The organism is Metabacillus sp. YM-086, assembly GCF_048059995.1.
In the GTDB taxonomy this organism is placed as follows: Bacteria; Bacillota; Bacilli; order Bacillales; family Bacillaceae; genus Metabacillus; species Metabacillus litoralis_B.
Window position 1 is genome coordinate 21,656 of record NZ_JBLUOI010000035.1, and the last position, 15,378, is coordinate 37,033.

The 15,378-nt window shown below is 35.5% G+C and carries 15 protein-coding genes and 1 other annotated feature; all 15 genes read right to left on the minus strand.

Going from position 1 to position 15,378, the window contains the following annotated elements; all coding sequences use genetic code 11:
* Positions 1 to 26: 26 nt before the first annotated feature.
* The 15 genes from rplT to polA all read right to left on the minus strand — a co-directional run bounded on the left by rplT (position 27) and on the right by polA (position 15,286).
* Positions 27 to 386 carry a 50S ribosomal protein L20 gene (gene rplT / locus ACEWK1_RS15425; RefSeq protein WP_098795056.1) on the minus strand — a complete coding sequence of 120 codons (360 nt, stop codon included), beginning with the start codon at positions 384 to 386 and terminating at the stop codon, positions 27 to 29.
* Between the two features lie 31 nt (positions 387 to 417).
* A complete protein-coding gene (gene rpmI / locus ACEWK1_RS15430; protein WP_098795055.1) occupies positions 418 to 618 on the minus strand; it encodes a 50S ribosomal protein L35 in 201 nt (66 codons plus the stop codon).
* A gap of 21 nt (positions 619 to 639) precedes the next feature.
* Positions 640 to 1,161 (minus strand): translation initiation factor IF-3, encoded by a 522-nt coding sequence (gene infC / locus ACEWK1_RS15435; RefSeq protein ID WP_162987575.1) that lies wholly within the window; start codon positions 1,159 to 1,161, stop codon positions 640 to 642.
* 82 nt (positions 1,162 to 1,243) lie between these two features.
* Positions 1,244 to 1,365: a sequence feature (ribosomal protein L20 leader region), on the minus strand.
* 193 nt (positions 1,366 to 1,558) lie between these two features.
* A complete protein-coding gene (gene thrS, locus ACEWK1_RS15440; protein ID WP_121663027.1) occupies positions 1,559 to 3,499 on the minus strand; it encodes a threonine--tRNA ligase in 1,941 nt (646 codons plus the stop codon).
* 425 nt (positions 3,500 to 3,924) lie between these two features.
* Complete coding sequence (gene ytxC / locus ACEWK1_RS15445) at positions 3,925 to 4,743, minus strand: putative sporulation protein YtxC (RefSeq protein WP_098795052.1); 819 nt, start codon at positions 4,741 to 4,743, stop codon at positions 3,925 to 3,927.
* A 130-nt stretch (positions 4,744 to 4,873) separates the two neighbouring features.
* On the minus strand, positions 4,874 to 5,812 hold the full coding sequence (gene dnaI / locus ACEWK1_RS15450; protein ID WP_098795051.1) for a primosomal protein DnaI: 939 nt from the start codon (positions 5,810 to 5,812) through the stop codon (positions 4,874 to 4,876).
* Between the two features lie 18 nt (positions 5,813 to 5,830).
* Positions 5,831 to 7,297, minus strand: coding sequence for a replication initiation and membrane attachment family protein (locus ACEWK1_RS15455; protein ID WP_098795050.1), 1,467 nt, complete (start codon positions 7,295 to 7,297; stop codon positions 5,831 to 5,833).
* 96 nt (positions 7,298 to 7,393) lie between these two features.
* A complete protein-coding gene (gene nrdR / locus ACEWK1_RS15460; RefSeq protein ID WP_098795049.1) occupies positions 7,394 to 7,852 on the minus strand; it encodes a transcriptional regulator NrdR in 459 nt (152 codons plus the stop codon).
* 64 nt (positions 7,853 to 7,916) lie between these two features.
* Positions 7,917 to 8,315, minus strand: coding sequence for a cytosolic protein (locus ACEWK1_RS15465; RefSeq protein ID WP_098795048.1), 399 nt, complete (start codon positions 8,313 to 8,315; stop codon positions 7,917 to 7,919).
* A gap of 127 nt (positions 8,316 to 8,442) precedes the next feature.
* Positions 8,443 to 8,823 (minus strand): adenosylmethionine decarboxylase, encoded by a 381-nt coding sequence (gene speD, locus ACEWK1_RS15470; RefSeq protein ID WP_098795047.1) that lies wholly within the window; start codon positions 8,821 to 8,823, stop codon positions 8,443 to 8,445.
* Positions 8,824 to 9,099: 276 nt separating this feature from the next.
* Positions 9,100 to 10,119 (minus strand): glyceraldehyde-3-phosphate dehydrogenase, encoded by a 1,020-nt coding sequence (locus ACEWK1_RS15475; protein WP_121663030.1) that lies wholly within the window; start codon positions 10,117 to 10,119, stop codon positions 9,100 to 9,102.
* 163 nt (positions 10,120 to 10,282) lie between these two features.
* Positions 10,283 to 10,876 (minus strand): dephospho-CoA kinase, encoded by a 594-nt coding sequence (gene coaE, locus ACEWK1_RS15480; RefSeq protein ID WP_121663031.1) that lies wholly within the window; start codon positions 10,874 to 10,876, stop codon positions 10,283 to 10,285.
* A 19-nt stretch (positions 10,877 to 10,895) separates the two neighbouring features.
* Positions 10,896 to 11,537: a sporulation membrane protein YtaF gene (gene ytaF / locus ACEWK1_RS15485; protein ID WP_098795044.1), complete on the minus strand. Its 642-nt coding sequence runs from the start codon at positions 11,535 to 11,537 to the stop codon at positions 10,896 to 10,898.
* Positions 11,538 to 11,709: 172 nt separating this feature from the next.
* Positions 11,710 to 12,534 carry a DNA-formamidopyrimidine glycosylase gene (gene mutM / locus ACEWK1_RS15490; RefSeq protein WP_212136891.1) on the minus strand — a complete coding sequence of 275 codons (825 nt, stop codon included), beginning with the start codon at positions 12,532 to 12,534 and terminating at the stop codon, positions 11,710 to 11,712.
* A gap of 124 nt (positions 12,535 to 12,658) precedes the next feature.
* Positions 12,659 to 15,286: a DNA polymerase I gene (gene polA, locus ACEWK1_RS15495; RefSeq protein WP_121663033.1), complete on the minus strand. Its 2,628-nt coding sequence runs from the start codon at positions 15,284 to 15,286 to the stop codon at positions 12,659 to 12,661.
* Between the last annotated feature and the right edge of the window lie 92 nt (positions 15,287 to 15,378).

Here is a 15,378-nt window from a genome sequence, read left to right on the forward strand (position 1 = left end):
TTAAGAGTCAGCTCTTTCCCGTACAATTATTTGTTAAGCTGTGCTTTAGCAGCGTCTGCTAATTGAGCAAATGCTTTTTCATCAACAACAGCTAAGTCAGCAAGCATTTTGCGGTTAACTTCGATACCAGCAAGCTTTAATCCGTGCATTAAACGGCTGTAAGAAAGACCATTTACACGAGCAGCTGCATTGATACGAGTGATCCATAACTTACGGAAATCACGTTTCTTTTGACGACGATCACGGTAAGCATACATCCATGATTTCATTACTTGTTGGTTTGCAACTTTGTATAATCTATGTTTAGAACCGAAATAACCTTTAGCTAATTTTAATACTTTTTTACGACGTTTACGTGAAACGATACCGCCTTTTACTCTTGGCATGTAAATTCCCTCCTATATTACGATGGTCCGATTATTTAAGATTGTCTAATAAATGACGAATACGTTTGAAATCGCCTTTGCTTACTACAGTTGATTTACGTAATTTACGTTTAGCTTTTGTAGATTTGTTAGCGAATAAGTGACTTGTGTAAGCATGTGAACGTTTAAGTTTACCAGAGCCTGTTTTCTTGAAACGCTTAGCAGCTCCACGGTGAGTTTTCATTTTTGGCATAAGGTATTCCTCCTTAAGGGATTATTGCTTTTCATTTTTCGGTGCTAAAACTAAGAACATGCTACGACCATCCATTTTTGGATGTGATTCAATCGTACTTAAATCAGCACATTCTGCAGAGAAACGATCAAGCACCTTTTGACCGATTCCTTTATGAGTAATTGCACGGCCTTTGAAGCGGATAGAAGCTTTTACTTTATCGCCTTTTTCAAGGAATTTACGTGCATTTCGAAGCTTTGTGTTAAAGTCATGCTCATCAATTGTTGGGCTCAGGCGAACCTCTTTAAGATTGATAATCTTTTGATTTTTACGTGCTTCTTTTTCTTTCTTTTGCTGTTCAAAACGAAATTTACCGTAATCCATGATGCGGCATACAGGAGGCTTCGCATTAGGAGCTACTAAAACTAAATCTAGATTAGCTCTTGTTGCAATTTCTAAAGCCTCTTGGCGAGATTTAATTCCAAGCTGATCTCCGTTGGCACCGATTAGACGAACCTCACGTGCGCGAATTCCGTCATTTACCATCATATCTTTGCTAATAATTAGCCACCTCCAAGGTTTTTTAAAAACTGAATAGTGATTTTTAAATCCGATTTTGTAGGTCACGGTTCTTTTATTTTTCAGGAAAAATAAAAAAGCGTGGACGCAAAACACCCACACTACGATTGTTATCATCTATCATCGCAACCTGCCAACTACAAACGGATGTGTCAATCAGGTGAGAAGCGGGTGCTTCTACTTGTATATATAAAAGACTATTCAATTACCTTGAAAATTATAACACCATTACTAGTTTGTTGCAAGTAAGTATTGTATGTTTTAACAACGTTTTAACAACATATGTTATTCTAACAGAACGATTTCATTCATGCAATACCTTTTTTAATTAGTTAATGTATGAAAAAACAGTAGAGTTATATGCCTCTACTGTTTTTTTACATTATGATCTTTTTACTTCTTGCTTAATCTGTTCTAAGAATTGTTCGAATGGCACAGTTTCTGATTTTTGTTCACCATATTTACGAACGTTAACAGCTTTCTCAGTAATCTCATTATCTCCAATTACAAGCATATACGGTATTTTTTGGATTTGAGATTCACGGATTTTATATCCTAACTTCTCATCACGAGCGTCTAGCTCTACACGAAGTCCAGCTTCTTGTAGTTGCTCTTGAACTTGCTTAGCATAGTCAAGATGAACGGCTGGTGATACTGGAATGACTTGAACCTGAACAGGTGCAAGCCATGTTGGGAATGCTCCTTTGTATTCTTCAATTAAGAATGCAACAAAACGCTCCATTGTTGAAACAACACCACGGTGAATAACAACAGGTCGATGTTGTTTTCCATCTTCACCAACGTATGTTAAATCAAAACGCTCAGGAAGTAAGAAGTCTAATTGAACAGTTGAAAGAGTTTCATCTTTGCCTAGAGCTGTTCTTACTTGTACATCAAGCTTCGGACCATAGAATGCCGCTTCTCCCTCTGCTTCATAATAATCATGACCTAATTCATCCATTGCATCTTTTAACATGCCTTGTGCTTTTTCCCACATGTTATCATCGTCAAAGTACTTTTCTTTATCTTCCGGATCACGATAAGATAATCGGAATGAATATTTTTCAATTCCAAAGTCTTTGTAAACAGCTTCAACTAAACGTACAACACGAATAAATTCATCTTTAATTTGATCAGGTCGTACAAAGATATGAGCATCATTCAACGTCATTCCACGAACACGCTGTAAACCAGTTAGTGCTCCTGACATTTCATAACGATGCATTAATCCAAGCTCAGCAATACGAATTGGTAGTTCGCGGTAGCTGTGAATGTCATTTTTATAAATCATCATATGGTGTGGACAGTTCATTGGGCGAAGAACTAAATCTTCATTATCCATCTCCATTTTAGGGAACATGTCCTCTTGGTAGTGCTCCCAGTGTCCAGATGTCTTGTAAAGCTCAACACTCCCTAAAGCAGGTGTATACACGTGCTGGTAGCCTAAGCGCTCTTCTTTATCAACAATGTAGCGCTCAACAATACGACGAATTGTTGCACCTTTTGGTAACCATAGCGGTAAACCTTGTCCAACTTTTTGAGAAGAAGTAAATAATCCAAGCTCTTTTCCTAATTTACGGTGGTCACGCTCTTTAGCTTCCTCTAATAATCGAAGATGTTCATCTAAGTCAGCTTTTTTAAAGAAAGCTGTTCCATAGATTCGTTGTAACATTTTGTTATTACTGTCCCCACGCCAGTAAGCTCCTGCAACACTTAATAATTTAAATTCTTTAATTTTACCCGTTGAAGGAAGGTGTATTCCACGACATAGGTCAAAAAATTCACCTTGCTCGTAAAATGAAACTGCCTCTCCTTCAGGAATTGCTTCAAGTAACTCAAGCTTTAATGGATCTTGAATTTCTTCATAACGGCGTTTCGCTTCCTCACGGCTTACTTCTACACGTACAATGTCAAGGTTCTCATTTACAATCTTTTTCATTTCCTTTTCAATTGCCGGTAGATCCTCAGGAGTAATAGCTTGCTCCATATCAATGTCATAATAAAAACCATTTTCAATAACTGGTCCAATTCCCAGCTTTACTGACTGATCTTTATACAAACGCTTAATAGCCTGAGCCATTAAATGGGCAGTCGAGTGTCTCATAATCTCTAATGCTTCAGCACTATCTTGTGTAACAATTTCAATTGCACCATCTTCTTCAATTGGTGTACGTAAGTCGACCAATTGACCATCAATTTTCCCTGCAAGTGACTTCTTTTTTAAACCAGGGCTAATGGATGCCGCAATGTCTTCTGTTGTGGTACCTTTTGCAAACTCCTTTACAGCTCCGTCTGGAAACGCAATTTTTATAACGTCTGACATCCTTGTTCACCTCATATAATGTTATAATTTCTTTAAAATAGGCCGGTTAAAATTGCCTTAAAAATAAATAAAACCCGTCCCTAAAAAGGGACGAGTTAGATAACTTATCAATGGACCGTGGTTCCACCCTTGTTCCCAATATCTATCTAAAAACATACATAACAAATAGACATGGCTTAAACTCGATAACGGGAGACCGTCAGCTATTAATTAGATGCACACAGCATCCTTTCACAACTGAAGTTTAAAGGTGGTAAGTTCGTTAATCGTATTAGGAAGGTTTCAGCAATTCCTTCCCTCTCTGGGAACCGTAAAAACAAACTCGTGTCCTTATCATTACAGATAATTTTTCAATTACCTCGTATTATAAAATGTTTCATCTTTAAAATCAAGAAAGGATTTCAATTAAACATATGTAGAGAACCTTAAAAATTTTCCAGTGGATATATTGTCACCCGTTCCTCAAAGATATTTTGAATGGTCTGAACCATACCTTCAAATGAGTTATTTGTATAAAGCAAAAGCCAATCCGGTGCAATTGATACAAGTGGTGCCAACAATTGCTTATCAATATACATCGGATGTTGATAAACGAAATCTTTATCAATAAATTTATTTAGTTGATTTTCAGTCATTAATTGTTTGTCCTCGTCATAAACCAAACATTCTTGATCAAATACAATTTGAAGCTTAGATAGTTTACTTTCTTTTTTTGCCAAGTAATCTCTTAAACTTTGAACAAAACTCTGATATTCTTGTTCCATTTTATATTCTTCAATCGCAATTTCTACATATTCTCTTAAACTATCTATATATTTGTGAAGACGAAATTTTTGAAAAGATGAAAATGAAAAATATAAGTCAGGACGAAGAAATTGTTCAAGTGCATCACTAATCATTTGCTCTCTGGAAGATATTTCCTGAACCCTTGGAATTTCTTCCCTTTGGCCTTCCATAATAGACTGTGCAATATGTATAATCTGTTGCTGTTCCTCTTCCTCACTAAAATAGTAATTTTCTTTTATCATTTTTAACATAATAAGATGCTCTTTATGGTTGATAATAAATTGAATTAAACCTGGTATAACTAGTTGTTTTACTGTAATATCCCATGATTTTGGATGGAGTTTTATGGACTGATTATTAACTAATTGAAGTTCTGAATGAAATTTATCGTGAATCGAGTGAAAGATCGAATAGATTGCTCTTGCCTCTTTCGGAGACCCAAATAATATCTCGAGCATGTTTGTCCCCCCTATTTGCAGCACCTCGATTCATATATATGGGGGGAACATACATTTTAGAAGTAAAGAATTGGTTCGATAATATAAAAGAAAAGAGATTGATGTATCTCAATCTCTTTTCTACCTCCACTCAGCCTCTGCGATTTCGACCGACCAGTTCTACTGGAATTGTCATATGTTTGATTCGTTCCATAATTCTTGCAGCTTTAACAGGTTCTTCTTCTCCACGTTGAGAATATGCAAGGTGATGCTGAAGTTCTTTAAGACCAAAGTTTGATGAGATAAAAGTAGGAAGGTTTTCAAGCATACGATATTGTAAGATTGTTCCTAATATCTCATCTCTCATCCAGCTTGATACTGATTCAGCTCCTAAATCATCGAGCATAAGAACAGGAATTTTCTTAACAGCATCAAGCTTTTCATCCAATGATGAATTTTGAAACGATCCTTTTAGCTCTCTCATAAATTCCGGAACATAAACAAGCATAGACGATACTTTATGTGAAGCTAGTTCATTTGCAATTGCACCTAAAATATAGGTCTTACCGACTCCAAAAGATCCATATAAATATAAACCTTTTGTACGTTGCCCACTGTTATATGCTTCCACAAAATCTTGAGCCATCCCGATCACTTTCAATCTGCTTGTTTCCTCTACATCCACATCAATTTTATCAAATTGAGCCTCGAGGATATCCTTTGGAATATACATGCTTTTAATAAGAGCCTCGTGTTTCTTACGTTCATCAGTTGCTTCCTTTGTTGGGCATTTTGTATATTGAAGGTCAATAATACGCCCCTGAATTACTAAGTGTGGATGATAGCCTTCTAAAATATTTTTACACTGTGATAATGAAGGACAGTTTTTGCAATTTTTGCTTTGATTGACAAATTCATAAAGCTTAACCAAGCTTCTATTAATCATACCCTCTTCTATTTCAGTCGAATGTTTCGTTATAAAAGCTTGTACATCGGGATTGTTTAATACTTCTTTTTTCAAATCATTATAGCGATCATTAAAGTCTGATCTATTTGTTAATTTTTTAAAGGAATTGCTTAAATGTTCCATTTATTCCCCCTCCTCTCATTATGTCTCGTTATTTTTATTATCCTTATATTTTCTTATCCGATCAAATAATTTCTTTTTCTCTAACTCAAATTGTTCAAGATCCACGCTTGATGTTTTATCGTCATCTTTTTCTTGCTGTTTTAATTCTTGCTGATCTTTATGATCATTCGTTGTTTCTTCACTTAACCATGCTGGTAGCATTTCTTTACGAATTGGTGCTTTCTTATTATTCTCCGTTTTCTTCTTTGTTGTCTTTTCTTCTGCCCATTGTTGATATTGACGGTGCTCTTGTTTAGCTAAGTCCATTGCATCTTTTACAGTTTTCACTTGTTTCCTTGTCCAATGACTCGCAATTTTTTGAACATAAGCCCTCGTAAGCTTCATATCCGTCTTTAACATAACATAATAAATTAATACATTCACAACTCCAGGCTCGAGTCTTTGTTGAAGCATCACTTCTTCAATAATTTGCAAATCACCAACAGAAGGGGTAACTCCACCTGACACATCCATCAAAAATTGTTTTGGCGATATTCTTTCTAGTTGAAAGATTAGCTCTTCTTCCTTTGTTAATTGTTTCTGATCTTGCTTCCCTCGTAATAATGGTGGCTGTACTTTATCTACTAAACCAGGTAATTCGTCTCCATGCTGAAATTGATACCAATCACGTGCAGATTTTCTAAGCAATTCAATATCAATGTTTTCGTCCTGATCAATACTTGCCATCACAACATTTTTCATATCAATAGCATTAATGCCGTACAGGTAAGAGAGCTTCTTTATTACATCCTTCACTATGGATGTTATAGATTTATGTGGGATGAGAGCATCAGAAAGTCCTGCTAAGAATAAATCAAAATCAAAAGCAGAATCAGAAATCTCTAATTTAGATCTACTTTCTGTACTAACAAACTCTCGATTTTTTTCTAGTGACAAATCATTTATCGTTTCTTCATTCATTCTTCCAGCCATTTCAGCGGAACGAACAGAGTCAAAAACATCATTAAAAGACTTGGTAATGTCCTTCATGCCTTCACTTTTTTGTTCATCTGAGAAAAAATGTTTTAACTGCAAAAATTTATTTTTGCCTACCCGATTATAAAGATAAACATTTAATACCCCGTCTTGAAAAAACTCTGCCGGTCTTACTGGTGCTTGTAGCTCGTATACATACTTCTTAACACCGTCTTCTTCGGTTACAAACGTTTTTAATAGACCAAGACCTTCTAATTTAAGACGTTCTTGATAAATGTCACGCAAGTTACTTTGCATAATCGTCATTAAACTATGATGCGTTGTTTCTTCGCTCCACATGCGATTCTGCTCCAACTCTCCCCAAAGAGTCATAAATAAACTGAAACATTTTGACCCAATCAATGGTTGATAAAGCAATGTTATTATTTTTCTATCCATGTCTTGTAGAATTGAGTTGCTCTTTACTGAATAACGGTCAATAGCAAGCAATTCCTTCCAATGCTGTTCCATCCCCTTCAACCTTTCATTACAATATATTAAACGCGAAAAAGTTCCTTCACTGAAAAAAGAGCTTGAGAGAACACCTCTTCAAAAGCTCTTTCGATTCTATCTTACTTTCTTAATTAAATCGGTTAACTCTTCAATAAACACATTAATATCTTTAAACTGGCGATAAACAGATGCAAACCTTACATAAGCAACTTCATCAATTCTCGCAAGCCTGTCCATGACCATTTCACCTACAAATTCACTGTTAACTTCAGAGACGCCTTGATTTCTCAGTTCCTTCTCAATATCATGAACTACGTCCTCAAGCTTTTGTAGGGGAACCGGTCTTTTTTCACACGCTTTAATAAGACCTCTTAAAATTTTCTCCCGGCTAAACTCTTCTCTAGTCCCTTCCTTTTTCACGACAATTAATGGAAATTCCTCAACCTTTTCAAATGTAGTAAATCGATATTGACATTCTTCACATTCACGTCGGCGTCGAATTGATTTTCCTTCATCTACAGGTCGTGAGTCTAACACTCTTGTCCCATTATGTTGACACGAAGGACATTTCATATGACCAGCTCCAATCAAACGTCAAAATTTTAAGTTGTTGACATTTCATCACTCTATTTTACATTTATTTCTTAGTTTTCCCAGTTCCAACAAACGATTCTTTTTGGTCGAGCTTTTTGTAAAGTTCAGTAATTAATTTCTTACTGTATCCAAAATCTGTCGGGAGGACAGTTGTCGTGGTTGCTGTAAAATCAACTGCTGTCTCAAAAGGACGCACAGAAATAACCGTTACAATAAGAAAAGCTTTTCTAGGACGATCAACGTTTACGCTCATTTCTCCACGTTCTTCTGAAACAGATGTAACAGTCATTCCTGGTGTTTGTTCAATTAATTCTTTTACAGATTGTAATGCTTTTTTATTTGTGGTTTTATAATAATGACTTTTTAAATCTGGATTATGGTGATTTTCCCGTGTTTCTTGATGGGTACTAAAAATATCTTTTAATTTATTCACAAAACTCATTGTCATATTCCCCTTTTTTCTTATTAATTTTCACTTTATGTATCGAAATTTATTCTACTACTATCATACTGAAATTTGTCGATAATAAAAAGAGGTGCAGATCAATTAATCCGCACCTCTTTACGTTTTAAAGAGCTTTTGCTTGAGCTTGCTTTACTTGTACCGGTCCCATACCTCTAGGGATCTCAATGTTTTCACGAGTTTGTGCTCCTAAAGATTCTGCAATATGATCTGCAGCAATGTTCGGATTTAAGTCACCGCAAGTGTAAACATCGATACTAGCATAACCATGCTCTGGAAAGCTGTGAATTGTCAAATGTGATTCAGAGATAATAACCACACCACTTACTCCTTGAGGAGCAAATTTGTGAAAAGCAACCTCTCTAATTTCCGCGCCTGATTTTAATGCTGCATTTACAAATGTTTTTTCAATGTAATCCATGTCATTTAACTTATCAAAATCGCAACCCCATAATTCAGAGATTACGTGTCTACCCATTGTTTCCATATTCATGGATCCCCCTTTAACTATTTTTTATACATGAATTCTTCGCTTAATGGTATGTGTAACTACCACGGGGGAAAGTTAGTCCAGAGAGGTCCTAACCCTTTAAGTAGCCGTAACACCTTGGCTTTGATAAGAAGTTCACGAAAAATAGTATACTTTGTTTGTATTTGTTTTGCAACACACTTTTTGAAAAAAATTAGTTAAAGGGTTAATCAAACATGCGGTCATACATTTATTACTTTAACCGTCGGGAACTTTATTATCCAAAAAACTTTTTTAAACCTCTAATAAATGAGTCATACTATTTGCTACTAATTTTGTTAAATCGGCAACACGGCATGAATAACCCCATTCATTGTCATACCAGGCTAAAACTTTTATTTTATGATTTTCCATTACCATTGTTGATAAACCGTCAATGATGGCTGAATGTGGATTTGTATTGAAGTCAATTGATACTAACGGCTCAGTCGTGAAGTCTAGAATTCCTTTTAAAGAGCCTCTTGAAGCAAATTGGAATGCTCGATTAACTTCCTCTATAGTTACTGGTTTTTCTACATCAACTACAAGGTCAACTAATGAAACATTTGGTGTTGGGACTCGTAAAGCCATACCATGTAACTTGCCTTTCATGTTTGGGAGAACGAGCTCTAGTGCCTTTGCTGCACCTGTTGTTGTCGGGATAATGGATTGCCCACAAGCTCTAGCCCTTCTCAAATCCTTATGCGGGTTATCAATGTTTTTCTGGTCATTTGTATAAGCATGTACGGTTGTCATTAAACCATTTTTTATATGGAAAGATTCATCTATCACCTTAATGACCGGAGCAAGACAATTTGTTGTACACGAGGCATTTGAAATAATTTCATGTTGATTTGCATCAAACTGATTTTCGTTAACTCCCATCACAATCGTAATATCTTCATTTTTACCAGGTGCAGTTAGGATAACCTTCTTTGCTCCAGCCTTAACATGGAGCATTGCCTTTTCCCTGCTATTAAACTTCCCTGTTGCCTCAATTACAATATCGATCCCTAAAACATCCCAAGGAAGCTTCTCAGGGTCACGTTCATTGATTAATAACACCTTTTGACCATTTACAAGTAAATGATCTTCATGTGCAATTACTTCTCCCTGAAATCTCCCGTGTGTTGTGTCATATTTTATTAAATGAGCAAGAGTATCAGCTGGATAACTTGCATTGATTGCTTTAATATTCATATCTTCCATCATTGCATACCTAAAAACCATTCTCCCAATTCGACCAAACCCATTTATTGCAATATTGGCTCTCATCATCGTTTCCCCTCTCATTTATATGTTATACTTTTAATTATTTTTATACAATTAGTATAACACATTTAATTAAAAGATGTGTTAATAAAATGTATCATTTTCTTAAAACAGACTTTTGATTGAGATTAGAGAAATAAAAAAAGAGACTATAAAAGTCTCCTCGTTAAATTAATTTCTTTAAAATTTCATGTAACTGCTTTTCTGTCTGTTCAATTGTGCCATTATTATCAATAATTTCATCGGAGAGTTCTTTTTTACTGTGTAATGGAAGCTGTGATTCGATTCTCATTTTGGCTTCTTCCTCTGTATATCCATTTCTCTCCATAAGACGTTTAAGCTGTGTTTCCTCATTCACATACACAAGAATGGTTTTATCAACCATATGAGTTAATTTACTTTCAAAAAGCAATGGTATATCAAGCACTACTGCCTTTGAATTTTTAGCTTTTTCTTCTTCAACTCCGTTTAGCATTTCTTTTCTAACTGCGGGATGTACTATTTTGTTTAATTGCTCTCTTTTGGAATGGTCACCAAAAATAATGGAACCAAGCTTTTCTCGATTTATGGTTTTATCTTGATGCAGTATTTCATCACCAAAAAAAGAAAGTATTTGTTGATAAGCTGGCTTTCCAACCTCAACCACTTCCCTAGAAATCTGGTCTGCATCTACAACGCGGATTCCCAGGTTTTGCAACATATTTGAAACTGTACTTTTACCACTTGCAATTCCACCCGTTAGACCAATAACTACTGTCACTATGATAAGCCTCCATTGTCTAAAGTTTCCATATCCCTATCATAATGAGAATAATACCCGGTAGGCAAGAAAATTTGTCCATCCACGCAAATTTAGAGAAAATATGTCCTGATTTAATCCCAATTGATACAAATAACGAGCTCATACACGCTACTAGTAAACTCATTACAATAGGAGAATAACCTAATAATGCAGCGCCAATACCTGCTCCGAAGGCATCCAGTGATAATGCCAGCCCAAGTAACAATGCTTCGACACCTGTAATCGTACCAGATTTATCAATATCTGCCGTCATAGGTTTTCTAAGTATATTGATGACAATTCCAAATGTTTTGATCTCAAAATTAATTAACATTTTTTCAGTTTCTTCTTCATCTGAAGTTTCTTCTTTTGCAGGACGGAAAAATTGGTACAAAACCCATGCGCCAATAAACACTAAAATAATACCACCAAGCTTTTCAGTTACGACAACTGGAAAGATTTTTGTTAATAGCTCACCAAGAAACATCGCTCCAAGCATTGTGGCAGCAGAACAACACGCAATAATTAATATTGATTTGATTGGTATCCTCATTTTTCGCATTCCATAAGTAAATCCAACTGAAAAGCTATCCAAACTAACTGCGATCGCTAATAACAAGAGTGATGTATATTGAAACATATTGCCTAGCTCCTTCCTTCTAATTGCTAAGATAGTGTATGATGAACGCCTAGAGAATGTTAAAGAAGGTCGCTTTATTTTTTTAAGTATGGATTACTTTATGATTTATATGGTTTCTTTATAAATAAAAAAGGCAAAAACATTTTTATGTTTTTTGCCTTTTCTCTTCATACTATTTTTGACATTGCTCACAAAAATGAGTTCCACGTCCGCCCACAACTGTTTTAGTTAATGTTTTTCCACATGTTTTACAGGGCTCATTTGTTCTGCCATAAACGTATAATTGAAGCTGAAACATACCGATTTCACCTTGTGTATTTACATAAGAGCGAACAGTACTGCCTCCTTGAGCAACTGCTTCTTCAAGGGTTTTAATGATTTGCTCATGTAAAATCTTATATTCCGCTTTTGTTAATTTACTGGCTATACGATCTGGTTTAATACCTGATCTAAAAAGAGCTTCATCTACATATATATTCCCAAGTCCAACAACAACTGATTGATCTAACAAAGCCGTTTTAATTTTCCGTTCAGTTTTTGCTAGACGACCTCGGAGATAGTCCACCGTGAATTTTCCAGAAAATGGCTCTGGACCTAATTGAGAAAGTGGAAGTGTACGTTCTTCTTCTCCCTTCTTAAATAAATGCATAGTCCCGAACTTTCGAACATCCCGATATCTTAACTCCGTTTGATCTGTAAACGTGAAAATAACATGTGTATGATGATCAAATTCCTCATGTGGTTGATATAAACCATATCTTCCTTCCATTCGCAAATGAGAAACAAGAACAAAATCATCAAGTATAAATTTTAAGAATTTGCCTCTGCGCTTAACATCATGAATTGTTTGACCAATTATTGCATCTCTAAATTGTTCAGGCTCTTCTGGCTTTTTTATGATTTTAGGCCAATGGATATTGACTCCGTTTATTGTTTTCCCTTTCACTAACTGAAGCAACGTTCGTCGTACAGTTTCAACCTCTGGTAATTCAGGCATTGTTAATTATCCACATCCTTTTTACATTAGAACTTAGCTTATCACCTAGTTCTAATGGCGAAAGCATTAGTTATTCCTATAGTATAAAAACAAAGGGGCCAATCAAGCCCCCTTACATTATATGTTATTTTGCATCATACCAAGAATCTCCATAAGAATAGTCCACCTTAAGCGGCACTTTTAACTCAACCGCATTTTCCATTACTTCTGGAACAATTTTTTCTAAGATAGGGACTTCTTCCCTAGGTGCTTCAAAAATCAATTCATCATGCACCTGTAATAACAGCTTTGTTTGCAGCTTTTCTTGCTTTAATCTTGCAGCCATATCAATCATCGCTTTTTTGATAATATCGGCTGCACTTCCTTGAATTGGAGTGTTCATAGCTGTTCGTTCAGCAAAACTACGAAGATTAAAGTTTCTGCTCGTGATTTCAGGAATATACCTTCTTCGATGAAGCAATGTTTTAACATAACCCTTCTCTCTTGCATCAGCTACAATATCATCCATATAGTCTTGTACTCCAACAAAGGATTCTAAATAGCGCTTTATAAATTCACCGGCTTCTTTACGAGTAATCCCCAAACTTTGAGAAAGCCCAAAATCACTGATTCCGTATACAATGCCAAAGTTAACAGCCTTTGCTTGTCTTCTCATATTTGAAGTCACTTCATCTTCTTTAACATGAAACACATCCATAGCTGTTTTCGTATGAATGTCTAAATCATTCTGGAAGGCTTCAACTAAATTTTGATCATTTGCGATATGCGCTAATACCCTTAATTCAATTTGTGAATAGTCAGCCGCAAAAATGACCCAATCTTTATGAGAAGGTACAAAAGCTTGACGAATCTTACGTCCTTCTTCTAATCGAATCGGTATGTTTTGTAAGTTAGGATCGATTGAGCTAAGTCTTCCTGTTGTTGTTAGCACCTGGTTAAAACGAGTATGAATTTTATGTGTGTCTTTATGAACAACTTTTAATAACCCTTCAATATAGGTTGATTGCAATTTACCTAACTGACGATAATGCAAGATATCCTTTACGATTTCATGCTTATCCTCAAGCTTTTCTAATACATCCGCTGAAGTTGAATAACCTGTCTTCGTCTTTTTCACAACTGGCAGCTGAAGCTTCTCAAATAAAATAACACCAAGTTGCTTTGGTGAATTAATATTAAATGATTCACCAGCATGCTCATAGATATTTTTTTCAAGAGTGTTTAATTGTTCTGCTAAATGTTCACCCATCTCTTTTAAACGGTCCACATCAACAGCTATTCCCTCTGCTTCCATTTGCGCAAGAATAAGAGATAAAGGTAATTCTAAATCATACAATAGAGATGACTGATCATTTTGTTCAAGTTGTTCAATTAACCTTTCTTTTAAATCAAAGATCGCTAATCCTTTACGAACAAGGTGCTCACTAAGAGTCTCTTCACCAGGAATAGAACGTTTTGCACCTTTTCCATAAACAGCCTCATCAGCTTGTACAATCGATATCCCATGTGCTTTAGCTACACTAGCCACGTCATCAAATGTTGCCGAAGGATTCAATAAATAAGCCGCAATTAAAATATCAAAGTCAATCCCTTTTAAAGAGATTCCTTTCCAACTTAAGCCAACTGTTGTTTTTTTACCATCATAAACTGTTTTACGTTTGGTTTCGTCTGCAGCCCATTCCTTAAATAAATCAGAGTTAAGAGCAAGTTCAGCTGATACATAATAATGACCATTTTTATTTATAATTGAAACGCCACTTATATCTGCCTGGTGATAACTATCCTCTAGTATTTCTACATACAGTGCTGCTTCATCTGTCAGTACATCTGAGGTAAGCTCTGTTACGTTTTCAAAGCTGATATCCTCGTACACTTCTTCCTCAGCTACATCTTCACCCATCTTTTCTAACAAAGAATTAAAGCCTAGCTCCTTAAAGATTTCCTTTACTTTACTAGCATCGAATCCTTCATATTGCACTTCATCCAATGTGATCGCTAAGGGTGCTTCACAGTCAATCGTTGCAAGCTTTTTACTCATTAAAGCCTGCTCGCGATTTTCTTCAAGCTTTTCCTTTAATTTTTTCCCGCTTACTTTCTCAATTGAATCTAATACACTCTCTAATGTTTTAAACTCACTTAACAGTTTTATTGCTGTTTTTTCTCCTACTCCCGGTACACCAGGAATATTATCAGACGTATCTCCCATAAGACCTTTCATATCAATAATTTGCTCAGGAGTTAATCCATACTTTTCCATCACAAAGTCAGGCGTATAGGAATCTACATCTGTTATCCCTTTTTTGGTAATATCAACTGTTATTTTATCTGTAACTAATTGAGTTAAATCTTTGTCCCCTGAAATAACCTTAACTTCATAACCATCCTGTTCAGCCTGTTTGGAAAGAGTTCCGATAATATCGTCTGCTTCATAGTTTTCCAGTTCATACCTTGAGATTTGATAAGCATCTAATAGTTCTCGAATAAACGGAAATTGCTCTGATAGCTCAGGAGGAGTTTTTTGTCTTCCGCCTTTGTATTCTTGGAATGTTTTATGTCTAAATGTTGTTTTACCTGCATCGAAAGCCACAAGCATATGAGATGGCTTCTCATCTTCTAGTATTTTCATTAAAATCATGGTAAATCCATAGATTGCGTTCGTATGTACACCTTTGTCGTTATTTAATAATGGTAGGGCAAAGAAAGCCCGATAGGCAATACTATTCCCATCAATTAATACTATTTTTTTCGTCAACTTTTACAGCCTCCTGTATTCATTGTTGAACAAGCTCTTGTTCAACATTTATGTCTAAAGCTCTCTTTTACTGGTCTATTGATTTCTAATTC

What these genes read in the sequence shown, in the direction of transcription:
- rplT (WP_098795056.1), bottom strand. Translation starts at nt 386, where the DNA reads ATGCCAAGAGTAAAAGGCGGTATCGTTTCACGTAAACGTCGTAAAAAA.
- rpmI (WP_098795055.1), bottom strand. Translation starts at nt 618, where the DNA reads ATGCCAAAAATGAAAACTCACCGTGGAGCTGCTAAGCGTTTCAAGAAA.
- thrS (WP_121663027.1), bottom strand. Translation starts at nt 3,499, where the DNA reads ATGTCAGACGTTATAAAAATTGCGTTTCCAGACGGAGCTGTAAAGGAG.
- ytxC (WP_098795052.1), bottom strand. Translation starts at nt 4,743, where the DNA reads ATGCTCGAGATATTATTTGGGTCTCCGAAAGAGGCAAGAGCAATCTAT.
- dnaI (WP_098795051.1), bottom strand. Translation starts at nt 5,812, where the DNA reads ATGGAACATTTAAGCAATTCCTTTAAAAAATTAACAAATAGATCAGAC.
- ACEWK1_RS15455 (WP_098795050.1), bottom strand. Translation starts at nt 7,297, where the DNA reads ATGGAACAGCATTGGAAGGAATTGCTTGCTATTGACCGTTATTCAGTA.
- nrdR (WP_098795049.1), bottom strand. Translation starts at nt 7,852, where the DNA reads ATGAAATGTCCTTCGTGTCAACATAATGGGACAAGAGTGTTAGACTCA.
- ACEWK1_RS15465 (WP_098795048.1), bottom strand. Translation starts at nt 8,315, where the DNA reads ATGAGTTTTGTGAATAAATTAAAAGATATTTTTAGTACCCATCAAGAA.
- speD (WP_098795047.1), bottom strand. Translation starts at nt 8,823, where the DNA reads ATGGAAACAATGGGTAGACACGTAATCTCTGAATTATGGGGTTGCGAT.
- ACEWK1_RS15475 (WP_121663030.1), bottom strand. Translation starts at nt 10,119, where the DNA reads ATGAGAGCCAATATTGCAATAAATGGGTTTGGTCGAATTGGGAGAATG.
- ytaF (WP_098795044.1), bottom strand. Translation starts at nt 11,537, where the DNA reads ATGTTTCAATATACATCACTCTTGTTATTAGCGATCGCAGTTAGTTTG.
- mutM (WP_212136891.1), bottom strand. Translation starts at nt 12,534, where the DNA reads ATGCCTGAATTACCAGAGGTTGAAACTGTACGACGAACGTTGCTTCAG.